The following is a 24,879-nucleotide window of genomic DNA, read 5'->3' as shown; positions in this document are numbered from 1 at the left end:
GAAGCGGCAGCTATTAGACCTTGGTAGAGGTTCCGCGCGGTTCAGGACTTAGGTCCAATAGCCGCAAAGGCGGCAGCCCTCCTAAGAGAAGGGCAACCGCTAGAGGAGGAAACTGCAATGACCCGCAAGACAACCGTCTGGACCTTTGCATTCGTGATGGGCGCCACCGCGGCCCTGTCGCATGGTGACGTTGCCCCGCAGCCCGTGAACACCGACGCCCTGCCCGACGTGGGCGAGGAATGGCTGATCGAGAACCCCTACCGCGATCAGGGGGACGAGGTGTACTGGAAGGCCGTCGAGATCGGCGCCTCCGGCTATAACCAGAACTGCGCCCGCTGCCACGGGCTAGAGGTGATTTCCGGTGGGCTTGCGCCCGACCTGCGTTTCCTCGAGGCCGAGGAATACGGCGATGAGTGGTACATGGAGCGGTTCATCCATGGCTACACCCAGAACGGCACCACCAAGATGCCCGCCTTTGGCGAACTTCTGGGCCAAAAGGCTGCTTGGGCAATCCGCACCTATATCGAGGCGCGCCCCGATGACGAGATGATCGCCGAGGCCACCCCGGAATTGAAGGGCCTGAGGGATCAACTGGACGCGCTGGCCGCGGATCCCTCTGGCGGAGATGCCGATGCGCTGAAGGCCAAGCTGGATGAAATCGCCGCGGGCATCGAAACGCTCAGCGGTGCGCCGGTGGCGGATTCGGCCCCCTACCGCGCCTCTGCCCTGATCGACGGCACGGCGGACGGCTATCGCAAGGCGGCCGAGGCGCTGACCATCGGCCTGTCGGCGGCGCACTGACATGAGCCTGGCGCGCCGCATCTCCGGTTTCCTGCTGAGTTTCGGCCTCTGTGTCGGGCTGGCGGGCGGGGTGCAGGCGCGCTGCGAGGACTGGGTGCCGCAGCCCAAACCCCAGAACGCCAGCCGCGACATCGTTGGTCAGGAACTCGATGTGATCATCGAGCGCGGCTGGATCGATTTTGCCGTCTACGAGGATTACCCGCCCTACTCCTATGAGGAAGGCGGCAAACCACGGGGTGTCGATATCGAGATCGGCAAGCTGATTGCCGAGGATCTGGGGGTAGAGCCGCGGTTCCGTTTCGTCGCCGCAGGAGAGAATCTGGAATCCGATCTGCGCAACTGGGTCTGGCAAGGCCCGGTGACGGGCGGCCGGGTGGCCAATGTCATGCTGCGCGTGCCCTATGACAGCGCCTTTACCTGCCGGGTCGAACAGGTGGTCTTTACCGGGCAATACGCTAAGGAAAGCATCGCCATTGCCTATCGCCGCGATGCCTATCCAGAGGAAAAGCCGGTTCCGGCCTACTTCCGCTTTGATACGGTGGCGGTGGAAAACGACTCGATCGCCGATTTCTACCTGACTTCGCTGGCGGGCGGGCAACTGAGCGCCAACATCCGCCGCTTTCCGACAATGGCAGAGGCGATGGCGGCCCTGCAGGCCGGAGAGGTCAAGGCGGCGATGGGGCCGCGCGCGCAACTGGATTATGGGCTGACGGACGCGCTGGGCGTGCATCAGCCGCCGCTGCCGGGCTTTTCCGTCGGCAGCTGGACCGTGGGTGTCGGCGTCAATTTTCGGTATCGTCCGTTGGGCTACGCGGTCGACGACGCCATTTTTGCCGGGCTTTCGGACGGGCGCATCGCCGCGATTTTCGAAAGCTACGGGTTGAGTTTCACACCGCCGGAGCGTTGACTGCCACGGCGGACAGGGATCAAGGGCACCACCGCGTGCCCATGTGATGAGAGGGTAGACCTATGCAGATGAGTGACAGCCGTGAGATCGCGGCACCGCGTGACGTGGTGTGGGCGGCGATCCTCAACCCCGAGGTGCTGAAAGCCTGCGTTCCGGGCTGTACCGAGATGACCGGATCCGCCGAAGAGGGATTCGAGGCGACCGTGGTGCAAAAGGTCGGCCCGGTGAAGGCGACCTTCAAGGGGCAGGTGACCATGTCGGACATGGACCCGCCGAATTCCGTCACCATGTCGGGCGAGGGTAAGGGCGGTGCCGCCGGTTTCGCCAAGGGCGGCGCCAAGGTCGATCTGGCCGAGACGGAAAACGGCACCCTGCTGACCTATGAGGTCGACGCCAAGGTCGGCGGCAAGCTGGCGCAGCTGGGCAGCCGCATCATCGACGGCTTTGCCAAGAAGATGGCCGACCAGTTCTTTACCAATTTCCAGAACGCGCTGGAGCCGCCTGCCGAGGGCGAGGCCGACGCGCCGCCGGCAGATGGCGATGAGAATCACAAGAAGGGCTGGTTCAAGCGGCTGGTCAAAGGCTGACCGCACCCCTTCGCGTTACCCAGACAAGATTTTATCCAGGGAGGATAGCAATGGCAGAAGTAACGATGACGGTGAACGGAAAATCCGTCACCAAGTCGGTCAAGGGCAATACGCTGATGACCGATTTCCTGCGCGAGGAGCTGCGGTTGACCGGCACGCATGTCGGCTGTGACACCTCGCAATGCGGCGCCTGCAACATTCTGGTCGATGGCAATCTGGTCAAGGCCTGCACCATGTTCGCCGGTGAGGCGGACGGCGCGGATGTGTCGACCGTCGAAGGTCAGGCCAATGCCGATGGCTCGCTCAACGTGATCCAGCAGGCGTTTCAGGACCATCACGGCCTGCAGTGCGGATTTTGCACCCCCGGCATGGTCATGAGCGCGGCAGCCCTGCTCAAGAACAACCCCAAGCCGACCGAGGCAGAGGTGCGCGATCACCTCGAAGGCAACATCTGCCGCTGCACCGGCTACCACAACATCGTCAAGGCGATCATGGCCGCATCCGGTCAGGACGTGTCCGGCATCGCCGCCGAGTGATTTGACCGCGCGGCGGACCCCCGCCCCGTAACAGATTTCCGCAAGGTGGGTTTCAGATCCACCGACTTTAGGGAGGAACCCACATGCCGAAGGATCATGGCATCGGTGCAAGCACGAAGCGGCGCGAAGACGTCCGCTTTCTCACCGGATCCGGTGAATACACCGACGATATCAACGTACACGGCCAAGCTTATGTGTACTTCCTGCGCTCGGACGTGGCGCATGGCAAGATCAACAACATCGACACCTCTGCCGCGGCTGGAATGCCGGGCGTCGTGCGCATCTTTACCGGCGCCGATTTCGAGGGCGTCGGCGGTCTGCCCTGCGGCTGGCAGGTGACGGACAAGCACGGCGAAGTCATGCAGGAACCGGCGCACCCGGTGCTGGCGCAGGGCAAGGTCCGCCACGTCGGTGATCCCATCGCCGCCGTTGTCGCCGACAGCCTCGAAGAGGCGCGCAACGCCGCCGAGGCGATCGAACTGGACATCGAGGAACTGCCGCCGGTTGTCGACATGAAGGCCGCGCTGGCCGAAGGCGCGCCCAAGGTCCACGACGAGCTGACCAGCAACCTCTGCTACGACTGGGGTTTCGTCGAAGAGAACAAGGCCGCCACCGATGAGGCCTTTGCCAATGCCGCGCATGTGACCAAGCTGGAGCTGGTCAACAACCGTCTGGTGGCAAACCCGATGGAACCGCGCGTTGCGGTGGGCGACTACAAGCGCTCGACCGATGAATCGACGCTCTACACCACCTCGCAGAACCCGCATGTGATCCGGCTGCTGATGGGCGCCTTCGTCCTTGGCATCCCCGAGCACAAGCTGCGCGTCGTGGCCCCCGATGTGGGCGGCGGTTTCGGCACCAAGATCTTCCACTACGCCGAAGAGGCCTTTGTCACCTTCGCGGCCAGGGCCTGCAACCGCGCGGTCAAGTGGACGGCAAGCCGCTCCGAGGCGTTCATGTCGGACGCGCATGGCCGTGACCACGTGACCACCATCGAACTGGCGCTGGACGCGGACAACAACTTCACCGCCGTGCGGACAGAGACCTACGCCAACATGGGCGCTTACCTCTCGACCTTCGCGCCGTCGGTTCCCACCTGGCTGCATGGCACGCTGATGGCGGGCAACTACAAGACCCCGCTGGTCTACGTGAACGTCAAGGCGGTCTTCACCAACACCGTTCCGGTGGACGCCTATCGCGGCGCTGGCCGCCCCGAGGCGACCTATCAGCTGGAGCGCGTGATCGACAAAGCCGCGCGCGAGTTGGGCGTCGACCCGATCGCCCTGCGCCGTCAGAACTTCATCACAGAGTTCCCGTACCAGACGCCCGTCGCAGTGGTCTATGACACCGGCGATTACGTCGCCACGATGGACAAGATGGAAGAGATGATCGACGTCGCAGGCTTCCCCGCCCGCCGCGCCGAGTCAGAGGCCAAGGGCAAGCTGCGCGGCCTTGGCGTCAACTGCTTCATCGAGGCCTGCGGTATCGCGCCGTCGAACCTCGTGGGTCAGCTGGGCGCGCGTGCCGGTCTCTATGACGCCGCCACCGTGCGGGTGAACGCCACCGGCACCATTAGCGTCATGGTCGGCGCGCACAGCCACGGACAGGGCCACGAAACCGCCTTCCCGCAGGTTGTCGCAGAGATGCTGGGCATCGACGAATCGATGATCGACATCGTGCACGGCGACTCGTCGAAGATCCCCTTCGGCATGGGCACCTACGGCTCGCGCTCCATCGCGGTCTGCGGATCCGCCATGGTCCGCGCGACGGAGAAGATCATCAACAAGGCCAAGAAGATCGCCTCTCACCTGCTCGAAGCCTCCGAGGCGGATATCGAGTTGAAGGACGGTCAGTTCTCGGTTGCGGGCACGGACAAATCCGTGGCCTGGGGTGATGTGACCCTCGCCGCCTACGTGCCGCACAACTACCCGCTCGAGGACATCGAACCGGGCCTTGAGGAAACCGCCTTCTACGATCCGTCGAACTTCACCTATCCCGCCGGCGCCTACGCCTGCGAGGTCGAGATCGATCCGGAAACCGGCAAAGTCACCATCGAAAAGTTCGTCTCGGCGGATGACTTCGGCAACGTCATCAACCCGATGATCGTCGAGGGACAGGTGCATGGCGGCATCGCTCAGGGCATCGGTCAGGCGCTGTTGGAAAACTGCACCTACGACGAAAACGGCCAGCTGCTCAGCGCGTCCTACATGGACTACGCGATGCCGCGCGCCGATGACCTCCCGGCAATGGCGAACTACAAGGTCGACCATTCCTGCCAGACCCCCTGCACGCACAACCCGCTGGGTGTGAAGGGCTGCGGTGAGGCCGGCGCCATCGGCTCGCCGCCGACGGTGGTCAATGCCGTGATCGACGCGCTGCAATCCGGCGGTCACAAGGTCGAGCACATCGATATGCCCGTGTCGCCCGCGCGCGTCTGGGCCGCGATGAACGGATAATCCCCGCCCCCGGCCTGCAGGGCGGGCCGGGGGATCTCAACAGGAGGATACAAGATGTATACATTCGATATGGTTCGGCCAACCAGCGTGGCGGATGCCGTTTCCGCCCTTGGCCAGGAAGAGGCACAGGCGCTGGGCGGGGGTCAGACCCTGATCCCGACGCTGAAACAGCGCCTCGCCAGCCCCTCGGTGCTGGTCAGCCTGACCGGCATCGCCGAGATGAAAGGCGTCTGCCGTGAGGACAACGGCGACCTCGCCATCGGCGGCGGCACCACACATGCCACCGTCGCGGCAGAGGCGGCGTCGATCTACCCCGGTCTGGCAAAGCTCGCGGGCGGCATCGGCGACCCGGCGGTCCGCAATCGCGGCACCATCGGCGGCAGCCTGGCCAACAACGACCCCTCCGCCTGCTACCCGGCGGCGGCGCTGGGCTCGGGCGCTACCATCGTCACCAACACCCGCGAAATCGCGGCGGACGATTATTTCCAGGGCATGTTCACCACCGCGCTGGAAGAGGGTGAGATCATCACCTCCGTCCGCTTCCCGGTGCCGGAGGCCGCTGGCTACGCCAAGTTCGAACAGCCCGCCTCGCGCTTTGCGCTGACAGGGGTGTTCGTGGCGAAATACGCGGACGGCGTGCGCGTCGCGGTCACCGGCGCGTCCGAAGAGGGCGTGTTCCGCTGGACCGAGGCCGAACAGGCGCTGTCGTCCAACTTCTCGCCCGACGCGGTGGCCGGTCTGTCGATCTCTGGCGATGGCATGATCAGCGACCTGCACGGCACCGGCGCCTACCGCGCCCACCTTGTCTGCGTGATGACCAAACGCGCGGTTGCCGCCGCGGTCTGACCTGCCCCTCCATGACCTTGGGACCCCCGGCCCGGCGCCGGGGGTCTTTTCTTTTTGGCGCTTTGGGCCTCAAATTCCTCGGAGGAGTCGCGCGTAGCGAGACGGGGGCAGCGCCCCCTCAAACCGTTTTCAGGTTTCCATCCGCATCGACAACCGTGATCCGGTGCAACCCGGCCTCCTGCTTCAGCCTTTTCAGCCGTGGCAGGCCCATGAACACCGCCGCCGTCGACAGTGCATCCGCCAGCGTCGCGCTCTCTGCCTCTATGCTGACCGTGGACCACAGCGGCGCGCGCCCGTCCGGCGACAGGATGTGGCTGCCCCCGCCAAGGCGCATCGCGCCGGGGCTGGAGGTCGCCACCGCCCTGTCACTCAGCGTGACGGACCCCACCACCCCATGCGCCGGATCGGACAGGCCCAGCCGGAAAGGCCCGCCTATCGCCGCCTGTTCGCCCAGATCGACCAGCGCCTTTTCAAACCCCGCCGCCCGCAGACGGTGCCGCACGAAATCGGTGGCAAACCCCTGCGCAATGCCGTTCAGGGTCACCTGTTGCCCAGCGTCCAACCGCACCCCTTCAGAGCGGCTGTTGACGACACGGTGCCAGCCCACCAAACGCTGTGCCGCCGGCAAATCGCCGCCCTGCGCCAGTGCCGCCCATACGGGCTGAACCGTCGGATCGAACAGCCCGTCGGTCAGGCGGTACGCCTCATCAACCCGGTCCAGCAATCCGAACAACGCCTCCCCGGAGGTCAGACGCCCCTCGCGATTCAGCAGCGACAGCACCGACTCCGCCCGATACAGGCTAAAAGCGCTCTCCATCTCCTCCAGATCGCCGGGAATACGCGACAGCGCTCGCAGAACCAACGCCCGTGGCCCTTCCAACGTCACGCGGACCTCTGCGCCCATCGCGCGCCCGGTCCACCTGTCCCGATAGGACGCCTGACCCGCCTTCGGCACAGCTGCAAAAGCCGCCGCCAACGTCAGGAACCTGCGCCGCTTCATGCCGCCCGCCTCCGCTCTCGCGCCTTCAGAACCAGAGGCACACATTGCGCCGGATCGTCGTGGATCTTCACGCAGTCCAGACAGCCAAAGCATTCGGCATAGTCGATCTTGCCCGATTTCTGGCCGGTCTTCGGGATCGCCTGATACTTGCACCGCACCGCGCACAGCTGGCAGGGGCTGCCGCAATCCACCCGCCGCGCGATCCAGTCGCGCCCGCGCAGCAGCCCGCCCAGCGCCATCAACGCCCCCAAGGGGCAGAGATACCGGCAGAACCCCTTGAACAGCACAGCAGACAGCAGCAGCAGGCCCACCGCATAGGCGACGTAATACCATTCGCGGACAAAAAAGGTGGTCACGGCAGTCTTGAACGGCTCCACCTCTGCCGCCTTGTCCAGCGCCCCGGGCGCCACGAAAATCAGCGCCACCAGCCCCGCCAGAACGGCGTATTTCAACAGCTTCAACCGCGCGTCCCAGCGTGCGGACACCTCGATCTGCGGCAGGCGCAGCAGCCGCCCCAGATGATGCGCAAACTCCTGCATGGCGCCAAAGGGACACAGCCACCCGCAGAACAGCGCCCGCCCCCAGAGGACAAAGCCGACAATCGCCGCCGCCCAGACCAACAGCGAAAACGGATCATACAAGAGAAAGGCATAGCTGCCCACCTCCCACGCCGCGCGGATCACCCCAATCACCGTCACGATGGACAGCTGCCCCTGACCCCACCAGCCGACAAAGCCGGTCATGACGGCCAGAATGCCCAACCGCACCGGCGTAAACCAGCGCAGACCGGCCAGCGCCGATTGCCGCCACATCAGCACCGGCAACAGCAGGCCCAGACCCAGCGCCAAGGCAATCAGATCCCCCTGCCGCTCGCGCAGCGCGCCGCGCCACGGCGGCAGGCTTTTCGGTGTCTCGTCGCGGGCAAAGAACCGCGCGTCCGTCGATTGGGTCGAGGACAGCATCACGCTGCCCATCTGCGGCATGAAGGATCCGTGCGCGCGGACCGCCTCCACATGCAGGGTCCAGGGTTCTGTCGGGTCGAAGCCCAGCCGCCGGTCGGTGCGCAGGATCATCGCCGTGCCGTCTTGCAATGCCTCGGGCAGGTCGTCCCGCAGCGAAAACAGCAGATCGCTGTCGCGCAGCGCCACGGGCAGGCCGAACTGTTCGGCGCTCAACAGATCAGGAGAGGTGTTGCGCACGAAATCCTCTGTGATCAGCCCATGCCGCCCGGCGTCGATCAGCAGGATCGGCTCATCAAAGGTCGAGATGGTCAGGAACTCCTGCACCTCGGCGACCGAGGCTGCATCCAGCACCGCCGCCGCGATGGAGGGCGGGCCGATATCCACGATCCACAGGTCCAGATAGGCCCCCTCCGGATTCTCCTTCGCCTCCGGATCATCATCGGCCCACAGTGTCCCGGCGAACTCGGCATCGATCCCGGCATTGGTGACATGCAGCCGCGTCGCCAGTCCCTGTTCCACCAGATCGTCCCATGTCAGATCCTCGACCACCGCCGGATCGGGATAGGCGGGCGGCCCGGTCGGCACCCCCTGCATCTTTTCCCGCGCCACCTGACCCACAGCGGCCAGGATCGATTCATGGGCGATCCGCACGCTGGCCGTCGCCTTGGTCACGCCGTCCAGATAGACCAGCGCACTGCTGCCGGTGCTCTCGCCATAGGGCGTGCCCACCACCATCGGCGCGGAAATCGAATGCCCCCTGTACTGGGTGAAAAACGCCTCGAACGCCGCTTGCCCAAGGCCGGAGACAAAGATCGGCTCATTGTGGTCGATCAATTGCACGTCCAGAAACTGCCCCTCAAGATCCAGCATCACCAGCACGTTGATCGCCGCCCCGGAAAAGCCGGGCAGCGGGGCCAGCGGCTCTGTCTCGAAAACATAACCCGCCGTGATCCCGCCCGCGTTTTCCAGCGTCCAGACCCCCCGGTCATTGACCTCTTCGCCCAGCTTGAACGGCGGGATCACCTTTGCTGCCAGCGCCGCGCGGTCCAGCGTTTCCGCCTGCACGGCGCAAGCGACGACAAAGCAAAGGAGAAAGGACAGGACTGCGCGCATGGCCGCAGCCTATGGCCGCCCGCCGTGGCGGTAACTGCGACCTTGGTCCAATCTGCCGATCCGCTCGCGCAGGTGTGACCGCAGAGACGCCAAAACTACGACCATAGGCGCGGTGAATTGGGCGCATCACCGTGTTAGCCTCCTCCCCGGCAAGACAGGGGAGGGTCCGCCATGTTCATCCGTTCCGCTTTGATTGCGCTGTCACTCATGGCCGCCGCCCCCGCGCTGGCGCTCGATGATCCGCAGACCCCGCTGCAGGACCCGATGAAATCCGGCATGTGGGACTATCATCAGGTGCGGCTCTTGGGTGATCCCGCCGACATCCGCTTTGACGACCGGGTGGTCTTGCGCGCGCCCACCGCCGCCGAGGACAGCCTGAACGTCCCCCTGCTTGTGGACGCCAGCGCCATCGACAACGTCAAACGCATCGTCGTCAGCGCCGATTACGGCCCGATTCCCCACATCCTGACCTATTACCCCGAAGAGGCCGCGCCGAAACTGGCGCTGCGGTTCAAGATCGATCAGGCCACCGCCATCCGCGCCAGCGTCGAAACCCATGACGGCACATGGCATGTGGGCTCCATCTATATCGACGCGGCGGGCGGCGGCTGTACGGCACCTGCCCATGCCTATGCCTCTGATGACTGGGAGGAAAAGCTGGGCGAAATCCACGGCCGCCTCTGGTCCGCCTCGGGCCGCGCCCGCGTGATCGTGGATCACCCGATGGACACCGGATTGGCCGATGGCATCCCGGTCTTCATCATCCAGACCCTCTCCCTGCAGACCGATGACGGCACCAGCCTCGCCCGCATAGACCTCTCGGAACCGGTGAATGAGGATCCGGCCTTTACCTTCTACTTCGCCCAAGGGGCGCTGCCCGCCTCCGTGCAGGTCGTCGGTCGTGACAACAACGGCAACCGCATCCGCGGCACCCTCACCGAAGGTGAACTGAACTGATGCTCACCCGCCGGACGGCCCTTGGCCTGCTGACCGCCCTGCCACTTGCGCCGCGCGCCTTCGCTCAGGCGCGCCACAGCTATGATCTGACGCCGAAACCGGTGGCCGACGGCATCTGGATGATCGAAGGCGCGCCGGAATATTTCACGATGGAAAACGGCGGCGCCATCGTCAACATCACGCTGATCAAGGGCGACAGCGGGCTGATCCTGATCGATACCGGCTCGTCGCGCCGCTACGGCGAGGCGCTGACCAGCCTCGCCCGCAGCCTTGACCTGCGCGGTGTCTCGGCTGTGGTGAACACCCACCACCACCCGGACCACTTCTTTGGCAATCAGGTCTTTGCCGACAAACCCATCCACGCGCTCGCCGGCACCCGGCAGGCCGCGCTGAATGAGGGCGAAGGCTTTGCCGACAACATGTACCGCCTCTTGGGCGACTGGATGCGCGGGACCGAGGTTGTCCCGCCGACCCAGGTCATCGCGGGCGGGGACCTGATGCTCGACGGGCGCGCCTTCACCGCGCTGCCGCTCTCGGGGCACACCGCCTCGGACCTCGCCCTGATCGACCAACGGACCGGCACCCTGATCGCGGGCGACCTCGCCTTCCTTGACCGCGCCCCAACGACGCCCAGCGCCGACCTGCCCAAATGGCACGCCGCGCTGGATGCGCTGGAGGCGGCGAACCCCGCGCTGGTCCTGCCCGGCCACGGCCCGGCAGACCCGACACAGGCCGCCATCCGCCAGACCCGCGACTACCTCACATGGCTGGAGGACACCCTGCGCAGCGGCGCGCGGCAGGGTCTGGACATGGTCGAGCTGATGGACACCCCGCTGCCGGGCCGCTTTGCCGCCATGGGCGCCCAGCCAGAGGAATACATCCGCTCCATCGCCCATCTCTACCCAGAGATCGAACGCCAGGAACTCCCGCGCGGCAACTGACTCAACTCCATCTTCTTTGGGCTTCCAAATACCTCGGGGGAGTCGACCGAAGGGAGACGGGGGCAGCGCCCCCTCAATCCACCCGCACCGGCACCGGCTCTACCGGCGTCAGCGCCCACCCCATGTCCAGCCAGCCATCGGTGCCCAGCCGGTACCAATAGACCCGCGCATAGCCCAGCGATGCGATCCGCTGCGCCGCGTTCCAGCTCATCCAGCAATCCGCCACGCAAAAGACCACCACCGCGCGCCCGGGATCACCCCCCGTCACGCGCTCCAGGTTCTCGGCCAGATAGCGCGCCATCACCTCGGACAGCCGTCCGCGTCCCACCTCGGGCAGCCAGACCGCGCCGGGCAGGCTCAACCGCTGCTTTGACACCAGCCATGTGCCGTCCAACTCGTCGAACCGCGACTGCTGCGCGCCGAACACGTCCAAGGCCACACCCCCCGCCTGCAACAGTGCCCGCGCCTCTTCCGGCGATACCAGCAGCGCAGGGCCCGGAATATCCTCTGGCGTTGGCGCGCGCTGCCGCCCGATGCGATAGCCGGTTTCGGGGTCGAACAGATCCGGCCGCCGCTCCTGATGGCTGGCGAATGTCTCTGCCATGACCGCAGGGAAGGGCAGAAAAACCAGGGTAAGGGCAAGGATCAGGCGCAACATGCCGGTACGATAGGCAAGTGACGGCCGCACATCCATCCTCCCCTTGCCAACCCTCCCGCGACTGGGGAAAAGGACCGCGCGCCGAAACGGAACTTTCAGAAGGCAAGGACAGACATGGCCCCCAAATTCGGAACAAGCGGCCTGCGCGGCCTCGTGGTGGAACTGACCCGCGATCTGGTCCACGATTACGTCACCGCCTTCCTTGCGGCCTGCCCGCATGGCGGATCGGTCCATGTCGGGCGTGACCTGCGCCCCTCCTCGCCGGACATCGCGGGCTGGGTGATCGAGGCGATCCGCGCCAATGGCGTCACGGCTGTCGATTGCGGCGTGGTGCCGACCCCCGCGCTGGCGCTGTCCTCGCTGAACGCCGGGGCCGCCGCCGTCATGGTGACCGGCAGCCACATCCCGGCAGACCGCAACGGGCTGAAATTCTACGTGCCAACGGGCGAGATCTCCAAAGAGGATGAAATCGCGATCACCACAGCGCTTGGCCGCGGGGCCAGCGGCGCAGAGGGCGCGCTGAGTGAAACAGACGCCCGCGCCGCCTATGTGGCGCGCTACGCGGATGTCTTCGGCCCCGAGGCGCTGCAGGGCCTGCGCGTCGGTGTCTATCAGCACAGCTCGGTCGCGCGTGACATCATGGTCGAGGTTGTGCAGGCGCTGGGCGGCACCGCCGTGGCCATCGCCCGGTCCGATATCTTCATCCCCGTCGATACAGAGGCGCTGGACCCTGAAACGCAAAACCTCTTTGCCGGCTGGTTCGCGGAACATGACCTGCAGGTGCTGATCTCCACCGATGGCGACGCGGATCGCCCGATGCTGGTGGATGATGCCATGCGGGTGATCCCGGGCGACGTGCTGGGCGCGGTGACGGCGCAGGCGCTGGGCGCGCGGGTGATCTGCACGCCGGTCTCGTCGAACACGATGATCGACATGGACGGGGCCTTCGGCTTCGACACGGTCGAGCGCACGAAAATCGGCTCCCCCTTCGTCATCGCCGCGATGGAGGCGGCGCTGCAGGCCGATCCCGCCGCCCGCGTGGTGGGCTATGAGGCCAATGGCGGCTTCCTGCTGGGTTTTGCCGCCAAGGCTCCCGCCGGAACGCTCTCCCCGCTGATGACCCGCGATTGCCTGCTGCCCATGCTCGCCCCGCTCAGCGCCGCCCAGGCCGAAGGCAAACCCCTGTCACAGCTTCTGGATGCCCTGCCGCCGCGTTTCACCGCCGCCGACCGTATCCAAGGCATCGAAACCGCGACCTCCAGGGCCTTCATCGCGAAGCTGTCCGGCAGCCCCGAGGCCCGCGCCGCGTTCTTCGCCGAGATCGGCGCGGAATCCGCGCTGGACGAAACCGACGGCCTGCGTGTCACCTTCGGCAATGGCGACGTGGTGCATCTGCGTCCCTCCGGAAACGCGCCGGAGTTCCGCTGCTATGCTGAGGCGGGCTCACGTGACGCCGCCGCCGCTCTGGTCACGGCCTATCTGACAAAACTGCGCGAGACTCTGGCACCCTGACACAAGCGCCACCGTCGAGAGGCGTATTTTTAAAGAGAAGAAACCCGGTAAGTACCAACCTGCCAGCTTCTTCTCTTTGACAAATACGCCTGTCCCGGCCCATCCGCCAACGCGACGTCCCGGGGTCAGCGCCCCTTGGTCAGCCTGTCAATGCCGCGCAGGCCGGTCAGCAGGCGCGCCAGATCGTCGATCGGGACCATGTTCGGCCCGTCGCTTGGCGCATTGTCGGGATCGTCGTGGGTTTCGATGAAGACGGCGGCACAACCCACGGCGACGGCGGCCCGGGCCAGCGGTTCGACGAACTGGCGCTGCCCACCGGAAGAGGTGCCCTGCCCACCGGGCAATTGCACCGAATGGGTCGCGTCGAACACTACCGGATAGCCGGTTTCCGCCATGATCGGCAGCGACCGCATGTCAGAGACCAGCATGTTATAACCAAACGACGCGCCGCGCTCACAGAGCATGATCCGGGTGTTGCCGGTCGAGGCGATCTTGTCCGCGACATTGGCCATGTCCCAGGGCGCCAGGAACTGCCCCTTCTTGACGTTGATCGCCGCCCCGGTTTCGCCCGCCGCCAGCAACAGGTCGGTCTGGCGCGACAGAAAGGCAGGGATCTGCAGCACATCGACGGCAGAGGCCACGGTGGCGCATTGGTCCGGTCCATGCACATCGGTCAGCACCGGCACCCCGAATTCCGCGCGGATGGTGGAGAGCACGCGCAGGCCTTCCTCCATGCCGATGCCCCGCTTGCCTTTCAGCGACGAGCGGTTGGCCTTGTCGTAGCTGCCCTTGAAGATCCAGCGCACGCCCGCCGCATCCGCTGCCGCCGCGATCCGCTCCGCCAGCATCCGTGCGTGGTCGAGGCTTTCGATCTGGCAGGGGCCGGCGATCACGGTAAGGGGCTGGGCATTGGACACCGTCAGTGTCCCGATGGAAACGTCGGTCATGCGATGCCCTCCTTGGCCAGCACTGCTTCGATCCGGGCGACATCGACCGGGTTGTTGAGTTCCCAGAACACGCGGCCCCGCGCCTCGACCGGGACACAGGCCACCGGCACGCCGTTTTCAACGAAGCGCAGCTGTTCCAGCCCCTCGGCCTTTTCCAGCGCGCCTTCCGGCCAGCCCATGTAATCCTTCAGCGCCGCCGGGCGGTAGGCGTAGACGCCCACGTGGTGCCAGACCTCGGGCGGGTTCTTCAGCGAGGCGACAAAGGGCAGCACCTCTTTCGAGAAATAGATCGCGGTGCCATCGGTGCGGGTGATCGCCGTGGTGCCGCCGACGCGGCCATGCTGGCGGTCGGTGACGAAATTGGCCAGCGTCTCGGCATCGCAGCGCAGGATCGGCGTGGCCATCTGCACCTCTGCGTCCTGCATCCGCTCGATCAGCGCCTCGACGAACCAGGGCGGCGTCAGCGGCGCATCGCCCTGCAGGTTGACCACCGTGTCGGGGGTGAAATCCAGCGCGGCAACCCCTTCGGCGCAGCGTTCTGTGCCGTTGCGCGCGCCCGATGAGGTCATGATCACATCCGCGCCGAACCCGCGCGCGGCCTCGGCGATCATGTCATCGTCGGTCAGCACATAGACCGCATCCGCGCCCTTGACCGCCTTGGCCGCCTCCCAGCTGCGCTGGATCAGCGATTTGGCCGTGCCGGTTGCGCCCTTGAGCTCTACCAGCGGTTTGCCCGGATAGCGCGAAGAGGCATAGCGCGCCGGGATGAAGATGACCGTGCTCATGCCACACCCGCCCGCAGCGCGTCGTGGATGTGGACAAGGCCGGACAGCCGGCCTTCTTCGGTCACCAGAAGGACGGTGAACTTGTGCTTGTTCATGATGCCTAGGGCCTCGATCAGCAGGGTGTCGGGGGCGGTGACCATGGGATCGCGCGTGGCCACCTCTCCGGCGGTGCGCTCCATCAGTCCGGTCATGTTGCGGCGCAGGTCGCCGTCGGTGATCAGACCGGTCAGGCGGCCGTCTTCGACCAGCGCGGCCACGCCAAAGCTTTTCTGGCTCATCACCAGCAGCACCTCGGACATGAGCGTATCGGGGCCGACGATGGGCAGTTCGTCGCCCTTGTGCATCACCGCTGAGACCCGCAGCAGTTGCGCGCCCAGCGTGCCGCCGGGATGAAAGGCGGCAAAGCGGGCGCGGTCGAACCCGCGATGCTGCATCATCGCCACCGCCAGCGCATCGCCCAGCGCCATGGCCATGGTGGTCGAGGTGGTCGGCGCCATGCCGATGGCGCAGGCCTCTGGCGCATCGGGCATCAGCAGGACGAAATCCGCCGCGCGGGCCAATGTGCTGTCCGCCCCCTTGGTCATCGCCACCAGCGGAATGTCGAAGCGCGCGCAATGGGCGATCATGTCGGCCAGTTCGCGCGTCTCGCCGGAATTGGAGATCAGGATCACCGCGTCCTGCGGCGTGATCATGCCAAGATCGCCGTGGCTGGCCTCTCCGGGGTGCACCGCCTGCGCCGGGGTCCCGGTCGAGGCGAAGGTGGCGGCGATCTTGTTCGCCACATGGCCGGATTTGCCCATGCCAGAGACGATCACACGCCCCCGGATGTCCAGCAGGCGCGCCACCACGGCGTCGAAACTGTCGGGCAGTTCCTCGCCCAGCCGCTGCAACGCGGCACTCTCGATGGCAAGGACCGTGCGGGCGGCCTCGGAAGGGCTCTGCGTCATGGGGGCTGGCTCGGGTTTCATGTGGCGCAGGCTTTAGCGACTCTGCACCGGCTTGTCCATTTATGCCCGCCCTCCTCTTGTCCGGGTCGGCAATAACTGACGCAACTCCGCGTCAATCAGGTGTGTTGACGCTTGGGAAGTCGCGTCTTTGTTGCAACCATGTTTGTGCTCAAAAGTATAGGTCCCTTGGAATACGAGGAAATTTCTTTGCCACTCGAATCGCCCCTGTTAATTTTTCGTTAACAAAAACAACAACGCAGAGGCAGTCGGGCATGGGAGCGGGCTATAGAGGCACGTTTGTCATTTCCTGGTCGCAGACACAGATCGACGGGGTGCAATCCGCACCGCTGTCGTCGCTTCAGGTCGGGTCCGCGTGGTCCTGGTCGGGCGAACCGGTCCGGGTCGATGGCCCGGCATCGGTGTTGCAACTGGGCGAGACGACGGAAAACATCGACATGCGGGCGCGCGCGGCGCGCATGGTGCGCCGTCTGGTGGGCGTCGCATTGGACAATGAGACGCCCGTGGACTCCGGGGCGGCGCTTTCCCTGCCAGAGACGGCAGGTGATCCGGTCGGCACCGATTCCTGTTTTGTCGTCACCGATGGCACCCGTGGCTACAACATCACCCTGATCCCGGTCGGCCCCGGTGTCTCTCCGCTTTTGATGTTCGTGGACGAGGTGCCGCCCGCCAATGCCGATCTCTGGGTCGTGCATCAGGTGCATGCGGTCGAAAACCCGTTGCCACAGGCGGACCACGGCGGTGGCGTGATCTGTTTCACCCCCGGAACGCAGATCCAGACACCGCGCGGGTCTCTGGCGGTCGAATCCCTGCGCGAAGGGGATATGGTTCAGACCCGGGACAGCGGCGCACAGCCGGTCTGCTGGATCGGCAGCCGCAGGTTCTCGGGCGCGCGTCTCTTTGCCATGCCAAGCCTGCGTCCGATCCGTCTGCGCCCCGGCGCATTCGGGCCGGATCAGCCGAACGAGGAAATCCTTGTCTCTCCCGGGCACCGCATGGTGATCCGCGGTGACGCGGCGCAGGCCCTGTTCAACACGCCCGAGGTGCTGGTCGCCGCGCGGGATCTTGTGAACGGAACCACCGTTGTGCGGGATTCGCTGTTGAAAGAGGTGACCTACATCCACCTGCTTCTGCCCCGGCATGAGGTGCTGTTCGCCAATTGCCTGCCGACAGAAAGCTTTCATCCCGCCAATACCTCCCTGTCCACGCTGGACCCGGAAGACCGCGCGCGCCTGCTGGAAGTGCTGCCGGAGGCCGCCAGCGACCCGATGGCCTATGGCGGCTATGCCCGGCGCAATCTGTCGAAATCAGAGGCCGCGATTCTCACCCACGACGCGGCCTAGGGCGACGGGCGGCATGTCTGTCCCGCCCAGCGTTCCACAGAGTCTTGGCAGGCGATCAGTGGCGGGCTTGCAGCGGTGACGCAGGGGACGAGGCGGGCCGCGCGGGGGCGGCCAATATGGGACCGTTTCCTAACAAACGGTAAAATCGCCCCCGTAACCCCTTGATCTGGCATTCCCCCTAAGCTGTCCACGCGTGGACACCCCCCGGCGGTACAGGCCGATCAGTCCCGGATCTCGTCCGGCCGAACGCCCCACAGCGCCGTCTTCGGCGCCCAGCCGCGATAGCCCGCGGCAGTCAGCCGGCACCAGACCTCGTCGCATTTGCCCAGCCGCGCGATCACGCCCAGTTCCAGCCGCGCCACCACCGGGCTTTCCTTGTCCGGCCGCTGATAGAGGCTCAGCATGTCCTGCTCCACCAGCACGGTCCGCACGCCCGAGAGCAGCGAATAATGGACCCATCCGCCCGCGCCGTCCCGGTCTCTCACCTGCCGCCAATGCTCATATTCGGCGGTGATCTCCAGCGGCATGTCCCGCCGCTTGTAGACCCAATCGATCCGATGCGTCAGCGACGGCCCGCGCCGCACGTTTCCCTCGGACGCCTTGAGTGAGACAAATCGCGGCAGGGGCAGGTTCGTGACCGGCCCCCGGTCCTGTCCCGCAGCGCCGGATACGGTCATCAACAGCACCGCCGCCGCCACGGCGAACGCTTTCTTGATCATAGGTGTCATGTCCTGCTCAGGTTTTTCCGGCGGGGTTCTTGTGCCCCGTCCTTTCCTGACGCAGTCTACCGCCCGAGGGCCCCGATGGGGAAGTTTGGGAGAGGCCGAATGCCATCAAAACGTCTGAGTGTTGTCGTGACGCGACGCTTGCCCGAGGTCGTCGAGACCCGGCTGAACGAGCTGTTCGATGTCCGCCTGCGGGATGACGACACCCCGATGACCCGCGGTGAACTGGTCGACGCGGTGCAGGAGGCGGATGTTCTTGTCCCGACCGTGACCGACAAGATCGACGCGGGCCTGATCGGACAGGCCGGAGAGCGGTTGAAACTGATCGCCAACTACGGCGCGGGCTTTGACCATATCGACGTGCAGACCGCCCGTTCGCGCGGCATCCTCGTGTCCAACACGCCCGGTGTCACCACCGAGGACACCGCCGACATCGTCATGGCCCTGATGCTGGGCGTGACCCGCCGCATCCAGGAAGGCCTTGCCGTCATGCAGGACGGCAGCTGGACCGGCTGGGCGCCCACCGCCTTTCTGGGCGGACGATTGGGTGGCAAACGGCTGGGCATTCTTGGCATGGGCCGCATCGGTCAGGCCGTGGCCAAGCGCGCCAGCGCCTTTGGCATGCAGGTCCATTACCACAACCGCCGCCGCCTGCGGCCCGAGATCGAAGACGCGCTGGAAGCCAACTATTGGGAAAGCCTTGACCAGATGGTGGCGCGAATGGACGTGGTCAGCGTCAACTGCCCGTCGACCCCCAGCACCTATCACCTGCTGAACGCACGGCGTCTGCAACTGATGAAGCCGACGGCGGTGATCGTGAACACCTCACGCGGGGAGGTCATCGACGAAAACGCGCTGACCCGGATGCTGAAGGCGGGGCAAATGGCCGGCGCGGGACTGGACGTTTACGAGCACGGCTTTCGCGGCAACCCGGAACTGCGCGACATGCCCAACGTGGTGATGCTGCCGCACATGGGGTCGGCCACGCAGGAAGGCCGGGTGGAGATGGGTGAAAAAGTGATCATCAACGTCAAGACCTTTGCCGACGGTCACCGCCCGCCGGATCAGGTCGTGCCGGCGATGCTCTGATCCCTGCCGTGCGGGTCGCGGATGACCCGTCCACAGGGCAATCGATGGTCCAGAAATCCGGGGGACAGGCCAAGCCAGTCCACCGCCCCGGCAATATCCCGAAACCGCTCTGTGCGTATCGTGCCGTGGCGTTTGGCCTCTCGCATGAAGGCATCCAGATGGGGATGCATGCTCTGTTGATTGACCACGATGGCGGTGCACCACGGCAAGGGGCGTTCGGCGCTGTCAGCAGAAATCATCCCGGCCAGGTGGGTCATTCCTTCATAGAATACATCCAGCTTGCACAGCCCGCGCAGATCGTTCAGCCCTAGCCTGATCCGCGCGATTTCCGGGTGCTCCAGCAGTTCGGAATAGGCCCGGACGATGTCGCCAAGGGTCGTGCGGCCGATATAGTCCGCATGGACAAGTTCCAGCTCGGGCAGGACGTTCAGGGTCAAGGGCATGGGGGCCGCGGTTTTTGCTAATCGTGCCAAAGCCTACAAGCCGGACTGATCCAAGCAAGGCTGTGACCCCGCAGCCTGTCAATTCCGGCAAGGTTCAGCCGAAACGAAGATTTTTCCGCGGACGCACCTGTGCGGGAATTTGGGGTTTCTAGCTCGCCTATTCGCTGCAAGAGTGGTGAAGGATTCGCGAATAGGGAGGTTTTCCATGAGAGTGTTTTTCAGTTTCGCCATGGCATTTGCCATCGGCACGGGGGCCATTGCCCAGCAGGCGACCGACGCGATCGCCCCGGAACAGGAGCTTGCCGTCAGCAGCGGATTCGCCGCGCTTTCGCCGGAGGTGGCCGCCGCGTTGGAGGCCAAGGCGGCCGGTCGCCCGGTCATGGCGGAAAACTGGATGGTGGCGGCGGCCAACCCGCATGCCGTTCAGGCCGGGGCGGACGTCCTGCGCGCCGGGGGGACGGCGGCGGACGCGATGATTGCCGTGCAGACGGTGCTGGGTCTGGTCGAGCCGCAAAGCTCTGGCATCGGGGGCGGGGCGTTCCTTGTCTGGCATGATGGCGAAACCGGTGAGATCACGACGCTGGACGGGCGTGAGGCCGCGCCCTTTGCCGCGACGCCGCGCCTGTTTCAGGACGACAGTGGAGAGCCGCTGGGATTTTGGGATGCCGTTGTCGGCGGCCGGTCCGTCGGGGTGCCGGGCACGCCTGCTCTGATGCAGGCCGCGCATGAACGCTGGGGCAAGGCGGAATGGGCCGGGCTTTTCGATGCGGCGACTGCGCTGGCGGATGAGGGGTTCGCGGTTTCGCCGCGGTTGGCGGGTCTGGTGGCCGGTGACGCGGACAAGCTGGGCCGCCACCCGGAGACGACCGCTTATTTCTTCCCGGACGGTGCCCCGATTGCCGAAGGGTCGGTGCTGCGCAATCCGGCCTATGCCGATGTCATGCGCCGCATGGCGGCGGAGGGCGCGTCGGTCATCTATCAGGGAGAGATAGCACAGGACATCGTCGATACCGTTCAGGGGTTCGAGGCCAATCCCGGCGTCATGGCTCTGGCGGATCTTGCGGCCTATCAGGTCAAGGAACGTCCCGCCGCCTGTGCCGAGTTCCGGGGGCTTGAGGTCTGCGGGATGGGGCCGCCGTCGTCGGGCGCGCTGACCGTCGGGCAGATCCTTGGACTGATGAACGCCTTTGAACCGGGTGCGCCGGATGATGCGCAGACATGGCGCCGGATCGGCGATGCCTCGCGCCTCGCCTTTGCGGATCGCGGCCGCTATATGGCCGACAGCGATTTCGTCCCGGTGCCGACCAAAGGTTTGGTCGACCCTGACTACCTTGCCTCGCGCGCGATCCTGCTGGAAGGCGATGACGCCTTGCCCGAGGTGTCGCCGGGGATGCCAGCATGGGATCACGCACTTCTCTGGGCCGATGATGAAAGCATCGAACTGCCGTCGACCTCGCATATTTCGATCGTGGACCAGTACGGCAACGCCCTGTCGATGACGACCACCATCGAGAACGGCTTTGGCTCTCGGCTGATGACCAACGGTTTCCTGCTGAACAACGAGTTGACGGACTTTTCCTTCCGCTCACATTCGGACGGGGTGCCGATTGCCAATGCGATTGCGCCGGGCAAGCGGCCCCGGTCGTCGATGGCGCCGACCATCGTGCGCAAGGATGGCGCGCCGGTTCTGGTGATCGGTTCGCCCGGTGGATCGCGGATCATCGGCTATGTCGCGCAGGCGATCATGGCGCATGTGGACTGGGGCATGGACGTGCAACAGGCCGTGGCCATGCCGCACGGGCTGAACCGTTTTGGCACCTTCGATCTGGAAGAGGGGACCGATCTGGCCGCGATGCAAGGGCCGCTGGAGGCCTTGGGCTTTGAGGTCAGTGTGCGCGGCCTGACATCTGGCCTGCACGCCATCGCCGTCGGCGCGGATGGGCTGCAGGGCGGTGCCGATCCGCGGCGTGAGGGCATCGCGCTGGGGGATTGAGGCTTGAGGGGTGCTCCGGACATTGTCCGGAGCACTTCACGCGGACCGGAAATCAGAAGGATCAGGCGGGCAGGAGGGACGATACCATTTGTCGCGCTGTCAGAACTGATGCTTTTTCCGGGTCAGGAGCCCTGCAAAACAGGGGTGTCTGCCGCCTGTGTGCCGAGATGGTCCGGAATTGCCATAACTTGGCGGGAAATCAGATACTTGTTTGATATCCCACGCCGGGTTAATCGCCGTAGGCATGACAAAACCTGTTTTGATACGCGCGATTGGCGCGGCTTTGTTTGCAACGCTTGTTGCAGGGTGTGCGGCGAATGTTCGTGGGCCGTCGGTTCCATTTCAGGCCGGGTCCAATCTGGACAGCGCGCGGGCGGCCTTTGCTTCCTGCACGGGTCAGGCGCGGAAGGCGGGGCAGACCTCGCTGACCGGGCATTACGTCGGCAGCGTACTCTGGGGCGGATTGGTCCTTGGGCCGATTGTCGTCGCCTCGAACGCGCCAGCGCTGCGTTATGGCGGTGAGATCAACGGCATGGACCAATGCCTGCAAAAACGTGGTTTTGTGCGGCGCGATCTGACACCAGCAGAACTGCGGGCGCTGGAAGGGGCCGACAGGGCCACGCGCCGGATGATCCTGGATCACCTTGTCGGTGGCGGAACGATGGACACGTTCTACACCGGCTGAATCCCTTGTGAGTTGTCGGGTCGGCCGGGCAAGGGCCAATAGCTTGGGGTCTGAGCGACCCCTGACAGTGAAGGAGGCCTGCGTCATGACCCAATGCGCGCTCTGCAAGGCTGCAGATGCCACCCCGGTCGCGGTTACACCGAGGGATGAAACCGTGGCGCTGTGCGCAATCTGTCTGGACGGGGTCGAAAGCGGTCCAAAGGACGGCCCGCATTGGCAGTGTCTGAACGAGGCGATCTGGTCCACCACCCCGGCCGAGCAGGTTCTGGCGTACCGGCTGCTGAAACGGCTGGACGCAGCATGGGCGAATGACGTCCTCGATATGGCCTATCTGGAACCGGAGGTTCAGGAATGGGCCGAGGCGGGCCTGCCTTCGGGGGATGAGATTGTGCACCGGGATTGCAACGGCACCATCCTGCAGAACGGCGACAACGTCACGCTCATCAAGGCGCTGCCGGTCAAGGGCGCGGGATTTACCGCCAAGCAGGGCACGGCGGTCCGCAAGATCAGCCTTGAGGCGGACAACGCCGAGCATATTTCCGGCCGGGTCGAAGGCCAGCGGATCGTGATCCTGACAAAGTTCGTGAAAAAGAGCTGAGCGAAAAGGCCGCCGAGGTTACCCCGGCGGCCATAGTATCAAACGTCTTTGTAGCTGATCTCACGTGTGTCGGCGCCGGGGCCCACACGGCTGCGGCGCACGATCAGGCGGTTGAGCGCCTGAATGTAGGCACGCACCGACGCGACAACCGTATCGGTGTCTGCCGACTGGCCAGTGGCGATCATGCCGTCCTCTTCCAACCGCACGGATACCGTCGCCTGCGCATCTGTGCCTTCGGTCACGGCGTGCACCTGATAAAGTTGCAGGCGCGCCTTGTTCGGATAGAGTTCGCGCACCGCCTTGAAAGATGCATCGACCGGGCCGTCGCCTTCACAGGTGGCCGACAGGTCTTTGCCTTCGATTTCCATCTCGATCTGCGCCTCGGCGGGGCCGCCGGTGCCGCAAACGACGCGGAGGTTGACCAGTTGCAATGCCTCGGGGCCGTCTGTGGTGGCAGTCACAAGCGCAAGGATATCGTCGTCAAAGACCTCTTTCTTGCGGTCGGCAAGATCTTTGAACCGCACAAAGATATCCTTGAGCTGGTTGTCCCCCACCTCAACGCCAAGATCCTTGAGTTTCGCCCGCAGAGCCGCACGGCCCGAGTGCTTGCCAAGCGGCAAGGAAGTTCCCGCGATGCCCACATCCTCGGGGCGCATAATCTCAAAGGTTTCGGCGTTCTTCAGCATGCCGTCCTGGTGAATGCCAGATTCATGGGCAAAGGCGTTCTTGCCCACGATCGCCTTGTTGAACTGCACCGGAAAGCCCGAGACAGTCGAGACGCGGCGCGAGATATGCATGATCTTCTTGGTGTCGATGCCGGTGTAATAGGGCATGATATCGCCCCGCACCTTCAGCGCCATGACAACCTCTTCGAGCGCGGTGTTGCCCGCGCGTTCGCCAAGGCCGTTGATGGTGCATTCGATCTGACGCGCGCCACCTGCGACAGCGGCCAGCGCGTTCGCCGTCGCCATGCCGAGGTCGTTGTGGCAATGAGTGGCAAAGACCACGTCATCGGCGCCCGGCACGGTTTCGATCAACCGGCGGATCAGGTCTGCGCTTTCGACCGGGGCGGTGTAGCCGACGGTATCGGGGATGTTGATGGTGGTGGCGCCCGCCTTGACGGCGATCTCCACCACGCGGCAGAGGTAGTCCCATTCCGTCCGGGTGGCATCCATTGGCGACCACTGGACGTTGTCGCACAGGTTGCGCGCATGGCTGACCGTCTGTTCGATGCGTTCTGCCATTTCGTCCATGGTGAGGTTCGGGATCGCACGGTGCAGCGGCGAGGTGCCGATAAAGGTGTGGATGCGCGGCTGTGCGGCATGTTTGACCGCCTCATAGCAGCGGTCGATGTCGGGCAGTTGCGCGCGGGCAAGGCCGCAGATCACGGCATCCTTGGACCGCTGGGCGATCTCGGACACGGCTCGGAAGTCACCCTCGGAGGCGATGGGAAACCCGGCCTCGATGATGTCGACGCCCATATCGTCAAGCAGCTCGGCAATCTCCAGCTTTTCGTCATGGGTCATGGTGGCGCCGGGCGACTGTTCGCCGTCGCGGAGGGTGGTGTCGAAAATGACGACTTTTTCCTTGTTCGCCTCTGGCGAAGCGTTTTTGGTCGCGTCCTGCGAAACGGTATTGTCGGTGGTCATGGTCTTTCCTCAGCTATGCGGGCGGGACGCGTGCTGGCGTCGCCGGATAATGGGCGTTGGTCGACCTGCGGACAGGGAAATGCAGCCTGCGTTCTGGTCTGCGGCAATGTCATGAATGGTCGTCCAAACTCGGGTGTGCGTGCAAGTCCCGGCGCGTCACACATCTCCTCTGAGCACGCGCGCCGAGGGGGCCACGCTCAGAGGCGAGTTAGCAGTAGAGCCAGGCCACAGGCCAAGGGCGCCGAAATGGGCGCTGCAGGGGCGTTATGTGGCTGGGTCATCATGGGCGCCACTATACGGGGCAATTCTGAAATGGAAACCCATGAATTGCGGCTGACTTCTGCGCGTCCACAGAGGAGGTGCTTTGCCCCTGAGCGCGCT

General features: G+C 65.0%; 23 protein-coding genes. 14 read left to right on the top strand and 9 right to left on the bottom strand.

The features are described 5' to 3' along the window. Positions 1 to 117 precede the first annotated feature (117 nt). The 6 genes from pedF (at position 118) to ACTXGA_RS20995 (ending at position 6,133) form a co-directional block, all read left to right on the top strand. The gene (gene pedF / locus ACTXGA_RS21020) at positions 118 to 801 is read left to right on the top strand and encodes a cytochrome c-550 PedF (RefSeq protein WP_443396680.1); all 684 of its coding nucleotides are present in this window, start codon (positions 118 to 120) and stop codon (positions 799 to 801) included. A gap of 1 nt (position 802) precedes the next feature. Beyond that, positions 803 to 1,708 (top strand): substrate-binding periplasmic protein, encoded by a 906-nt coding sequence (locus tag ACTXGA_RS21015; RefSeq protein ID WP_443396678.1) that lies wholly within the window; start codon positions 803 to 805, stop codon positions 1,706 to 1,708. Between the two features lie 62 nt (positions 1,709 to 1,770). Beyond that, on the top strand, positions 1,771 to 2,295 hold the full coding sequence (locus ACTXGA_RS21010; protein ID WP_443396676.1) for an SRPBCC family protein: 525 nt from the start codon (positions 1,771 to 1,773) through the stop codon (positions 2,293 to 2,295). 50 nt (positions 2,296 to 2,345) lie between these two features. Next, the gene (locus ACTXGA_RS21005; RefSeq protein ID WP_443396674.1) at positions 2,346 to 2,831 is read left to right on the top strand and encodes a (2Fe-2S)-binding protein; all 486 of its coding nucleotides are present in this window, start codon (positions 2,346 to 2,348) and stop codon (positions 2,829 to 2,831) included. Positions 2,832 to 2,914: 83 nt separating this feature from the next. Further along, on the top strand, positions 2,915 to 5,287 hold the full coding sequence (locus ACTXGA_RS21000) for a xanthine dehydrogenase family protein molybdopterin-binding subunit (RefSeq protein WP_443396672.1): 2,373 nt from the start codon (positions 2,915 to 2,917) through the stop codon (positions 5,285 to 5,287). A 54-nt stretch (positions 5,288 to 5,341) separates the two neighbouring features. Next, a complete protein-coding gene (locus tag ACTXGA_RS20995; protein ID WP_443396670.1) occupies positions 5,342 to 6,133 on the top strand; it encodes an FAD binding domain-containing protein in 792 nt (263 codons plus the stop codon). A gap of 118 nt (positions 6,134 to 6,251) precedes the next feature. On the opposite strand, the gene ACTXGA_RS20990 is transcribed toward ACTXGA_RS20995, so the two are convergent. Further along, the gene (locus tag ACTXGA_RS20990) at positions 6,252 to 7,133 is read right to left on the bottom strand and encodes an FAD:protein FMN transferase (protein ID WP_443396668.1); all 882 of its coding nucleotides are present in this window, start codon (positions 7,131 to 7,133) and stop codon (positions 6,252 to 6,254) included. Next, positions 7,130 to 9,208 carry a 4Fe-4S binding protein gene (locus ACTXGA_RS20985; RefSeq protein WP_443396666.1) on the bottom strand — a complete coding sequence of 693 codons (2,079 nt, stop codon included), beginning with the start codon at positions 9,206 to 9,208 and terminating at the stop codon, positions 7,130 to 7,132. The genes ACTXGA_RS20990 and ACTXGA_RS20985 overlap by 4 nt, the downstream gene beginning before the upstream one ends. Before the next feature lie 171 nt (positions 9,209 to 9,379). On the opposite strand from ACTXGA_RS20985, the gene ACTXGA_RS20980 reads away from it, so the two are divergent. Next, on the top strand, positions 9,380 to 10,165 hold the full coding sequence (locus tag ACTXGA_RS20980; protein ID WP_443396664.1) for a quinoprotein dehydrogenase-associated SoxYZ-like carrier: 786 nt from the start codon (positions 9,380 to 9,382) through the stop codon (positions 10,163 to 10,165). Continuing rightward, a complete protein-coding gene (locus ACTXGA_RS20975) occupies positions 10,165 to 11,106 on the top strand; it encodes a quinoprotein relay system zinc metallohydrolase 1 (protein ID WP_443396662.1) in 942 nt (313 codons plus the stop codon). Before ACTXGA_RS20980 ends, ACTXGA_RS20975 begins: the two co-directional genes overlap by 1 nt. Before the next feature lie 73 nt (positions 11,107 to 11,179). Here ACTXGA_RS20975 and ACTXGA_RS20970 read toward each other — a convergent pair whose 3' ends face one another. Continuing rightward, complete coding sequence (locus ACTXGA_RS20970; RefSeq protein ID WP_443396660.1) at positions 11,180 to 11,794, bottom strand: PQQ-dependent catabolism-associated CXXCW motif protein; 615 nt, start codon at positions 11,792 to 11,794, stop codon at positions 11,180 to 11,182. Positions 11,795 to 11,878: 84 nt separating this feature from the next. Between ACTXGA_RS20970 and ACTXGA_RS20965 the strand changes: the two genes are divergently transcribed. After that, a complete protein-coding gene (locus ACTXGA_RS20965) occupies positions 11,879 to 13,276 on the top strand; it encodes a phosphomannomutase (RefSeq protein WP_443396658.1) in 1,398 nt (465 codons plus the stop codon). Between the two features lie 125 nt (positions 13,277 to 13,401). Here the strand turns inward: ACTXGA_RS20965 and kdsA are convergent, their stop codons facing one another. Genes kdsA through ACTXGA_RS20950 form a run of 3 tightly spaced genes read right to left on the bottom strand, consistent with a single transcriptional unit; the run spans position 13,402 to position 15,955 of the window. Then, positions 13,402 to 14,223 carry a 3-deoxy-8-phosphooctulonate synthase gene (gene kdsA / locus ACTXGA_RS20960; protein WP_443396656.1) on the bottom strand — a complete coding sequence of 274 codons (822 nt, stop codon included), beginning with the start codon at positions 14,221 to 14,223 and terminating at the stop codon, positions 13,402 to 13,404. After that, the gene (locus tag ACTXGA_RS20955) at positions 14,220 to 15,008 is read right to left on the bottom strand and encodes a 3-deoxy-manno-octulosonate cytidylyltransferase (RefSeq protein ID WP_443396654.1); all 789 of its coding nucleotides are present in this window, start codon (positions 15,006 to 15,008) and stop codon (positions 14,220 to 14,222) included. The genes kdsA and ACTXGA_RS20955 overlap by 4 nt, the downstream gene beginning before the upstream one ends. Continuing rightward, on the bottom strand, positions 15,005 to 15,955 hold the full coding sequence (locus tag ACTXGA_RS20950; protein ID WP_443396652.1) for a KpsF/GutQ family sugar-phosphate isomerase: 951 nt from the start codon (positions 15,953 to 15,955) through the stop codon (positions 15,005 to 15,007). The genes ACTXGA_RS20955 and ACTXGA_RS20950 overlap by 4 nt, the downstream gene beginning before the upstream one ends. Positions 15,956 to 16,227: 272 nt before the next feature. On the opposite strand from ACTXGA_RS20950, the gene ACTXGA_RS20945 reads away from it, so the two are divergent. Further along, positions 16,228 to 17,316 carry a Hint domain-containing protein gene (locus ACTXGA_RS20945; protein WP_443396650.1) on the top strand — a complete coding sequence of 363 codons (1,089 nt, stop codon included), beginning with the start codon at positions 16,228 to 16,230 and terminating at the stop codon, positions 17,314 to 17,316. A 221-nt stretch (positions 17,317 to 17,537) separates the two neighbouring features. Here the strand turns inward: ACTXGA_RS20945 and ACTXGA_RS20940 are convergent, their stop codons facing one another. Further along, positions 17,538 to 18,035, bottom strand: a complete 498-nt coding sequence (locus ACTXGA_RS20940) for an SH3 domain-containing protein (protein WP_443396648.1) — start codon at positions 18,033 to 18,035, stop codon at positions 17,538 to 17,540. 108 nt (positions 18,036 to 18,143) lie between these two features. Here ACTXGA_RS20940 and ACTXGA_RS20935 point away from each other — a divergent pair, with 108 nt between their 5' ends. Continuing rightward, positions 18,144 to 19,130 carry a 2-hydroxyacid dehydrogenase gene (locus tag ACTXGA_RS20935; RefSeq protein ID WP_443396646.1) on the top strand — a complete coding sequence of 329 codons (987 nt, stop codon included), beginning with the start codon at positions 18,144 to 18,146 and terminating at the stop codon, positions 19,128 to 19,130. On the opposite strand, the gene ACTXGA_RS20930 is transcribed toward ACTXGA_RS20935, so the two are convergent. Further along, positions 19,106 to 19,573 carry a hypothetical protein gene (locus ACTXGA_RS20930; RefSeq protein ID WP_443396644.1) on the bottom strand — a complete coding sequence of 156 codons (468 nt, stop codon included), beginning with the start codon at positions 19,571 to 19,573 and terminating at the stop codon, positions 19,106 to 19,108. The two genes, ACTXGA_RS20935 and ACTXGA_RS20930, sit on opposite strands and share 25 nt — an antisense overlap. A gap of 205 nt (positions 19,574 to 19,778) precedes the next feature. Between ACTXGA_RS20930 and ggt the strand changes: the two genes are divergently transcribed. The 3 genes from ggt to ACTXGA_RS20915 all read left to right on the top strand — a co-directional run bounded on the left by ggt (position 19,779) and on the right by ACTXGA_RS20915 (position 22,849). Further along, positions 19,779 to 21,566, top strand: a complete 1,788-nt coding sequence (gene ggt, locus ACTXGA_RS20925) for a gamma-glutamyltransferase (RefSeq protein WP_443396642.1) — start codon at positions 19,779 to 19,781, stop codon at positions 21,564 to 21,566. A gap of 244 nt (positions 21,567 to 21,810) precedes the next feature. Continuing rightward, positions 21,811 to 22,251, top strand: a complete 441-nt coding sequence (locus tag ACTXGA_RS20920; protein WP_443396640.1) for a hypothetical protein — start codon at positions 21,811 to 21,813, stop codon at positions 22,249 to 22,251. A gap of 85 nt (positions 22,252 to 22,336) precedes the next feature. Beyond that, positions 22,337 to 22,849 carry an alkylphosphonate utilization protein gene (locus tag ACTXGA_RS20915; RefSeq protein WP_443396638.1) on the top strand — a complete coding sequence of 171 codons (513 nt, stop codon included), beginning with the start codon at positions 22,337 to 22,339 and terminating at the stop codon, positions 22,847 to 22,849. A gap of 38 nt (positions 22,850 to 22,887) precedes the next feature. Here the strand turns inward: ACTXGA_RS20915 and ACTXGA_RS20910 are convergent, their stop codons facing one another. After that, on the bottom strand, positions 22,888 to 24,498 hold the full coding sequence (locus tag ACTXGA_RS20910) for a 2-isopropylmalate synthase (RefSeq protein ID WP_443396636.1): 1,611 nt from the start codon (positions 24,496 to 24,498) through the stop codon (positions 22,888 to 22,890). Positions 24,499 to 24,879: the final 381 nt, after the last annotated feature.

This window comes from Antarctobacter jejuensis, assembly GCF_052266595.1.
GTDB classification, from domain to species: Bacteria; Pseudomonadota; Alphaproteobacteria; order Rhodobacterales; family Rhodobacteraceae; genus Antarctobacter; species Antarctobacter jejuensis.
The sequence above is the reverse complement of the archived record's forward strand: the minus strand, read 5'-3'. Positions and strand labels throughout refer to the sequence as shown.

Bases quoted from the DNA above. Each gene is read 5' to 3' on its own strand.
- pedF (WP_443396680.1), top strand. From the start codon at position 118: ATGACCCGCAAGACAACCGTCTGGACCTTTGCATTCGTGATGGGCGCC.
- ACTXGA_RS21015 (WP_443396678.1), top strand. From the start codon at position 803: ATGAGCCTGGCGCGCCGCATCTCCGGTTTCCTGCTGAGTTTCGGCCTC.
- ACTXGA_RS21010 (WP_443396676.1), top strand. From the start codon at position 1,771: ATGCAGATGAGTGACAGCCGTGAGATCGCGGCACCGCGTGACGTGGTG.
- ACTXGA_RS21005 (WP_443396674.1), top strand. From the start codon at position 2,346: ATGGCAGAAGTAACGATGACGGTGAACGGAAAATCCGTCACCAAGTCG.
- ACTXGA_RS21000 (WP_443396672.1), top strand. From the start codon at position 2,915: ATGCCGAAGGATCATGGCATCGGTGCAAGCACGAAGCGGCGCGAAGAC.
- ACTXGA_RS20995 (WP_443396670.1), top strand. From the start codon at position 5,342: ATGTATACATTCGATATGGTTCGGCCAACCAGCGTGGCGGATGCCGTT.
- ACTXGA_RS20990 (WP_443396668.1), bottom strand. From the start codon at position 7,133: ATGAAGCGGCGCAGGTTCCTGACGTTGGCGGCGGCTTTTGCAGCTGTG.
- ACTXGA_RS20985 (WP_443396666.1), bottom strand. From the start codon at position 9,208: ATGCGCGCAGTCCTGTCCTTTCTCCTTTGCTTTGTCGTCGCTTGCGCC.
- ACTXGA_RS20980 (WP_443396664.1), top strand. From the start codon at position 9,380: ATGTTCATCCGTTCCGCTTTGATTGCGCTGTCACTCATGGCCGCCGCC.
- ACTXGA_RS20975 (WP_443396662.1), top strand. From the start codon at position 10,165: ATGCTCACCCGCCGGACGGCCCTTGGCCTGCTGACCGCCCTGCCACTT.
- ACTXGA_RS20965 (WP_443396658.1), top strand. From the start codon at position 11,879: ATGGCCCCCAAATTCGGAACAAGCGGCCTGCGCGGCCTCGTGGTGGAA.
- kdsA (WP_443396656.1), bottom strand. From the start codon at position 14,223: ATGACCGACGTTTCCATCGGGACACTGACGGTGTCCAATGCCCAGCCC.
- ACTXGA_RS20955 (WP_443396654.1), bottom strand. From the start codon at position 15,008: ATGAGCACGGTCATCTTCATCCCGGCGCGCTATGCCTCTTCGCGCTAT.
- ACTXGA_RS20950 (WP_443396652.1), bottom strand. From the start codon at position 15,955: ATGACGCAGAGCCCTTCCGAGGCCGCCCGCACGGTCCTTGCCATCGAG.
- ACTXGA_RS20945 (WP_443396650.1), top strand. From the start codon at position 16,228: ATGGGAGCGGGCTATAGAGGCACGTTTGTCATTTCCTGGTCGCAGACA.
- ACTXGA_RS20940 (WP_443396648.1), bottom strand. From the start codon at position 18,035: ATGATCAAGAAAGCGTTCGCCGTGGCGGCGGCGGTGCTGTTGATGACC.
- ACTXGA_RS20935 (WP_443396646.1), top strand. From the start codon at position 18,144: ATGCCATCAAAACGTCTGAGTGTTGTCGTGACGCGACGCTTGCCCGAG.
- ACTXGA_RS20930 (WP_443396644.1), bottom strand. From the start codon at position 19,573: ATGCCCTTGACCCTGAACGTCCTGCCCGAGCTGGAACTTGTCCATGCG.
- ggt (WP_443396642.1), top strand. From the start codon at position 19,779: ATGAGAGTGTTTTTCAGTTTCGCCATGGCATTTGCCATCGGCACGGGG.
- ACTXGA_RS20920 (WP_443396640.1), top strand. From the start codon at position 21,811: ATGACAAAACCTGTTTTGATACGCGCGATTGGCGCGGCTTTGTTTGCA.
- ACTXGA_RS20915 (WP_443396638.1), top strand. From the start codon at position 22,337: ATGACCCAATGCGCGCTCTGCAAGGCTGCAGATGCCACCCCGGTCGCG.
- ACTXGA_RS20910 (WP_443396636.1), bottom strand. From the start codon at position 24,498: ATGACCACCGACAATACCGTTTCGCAGGACGCGACCAAAAACGCTTCG.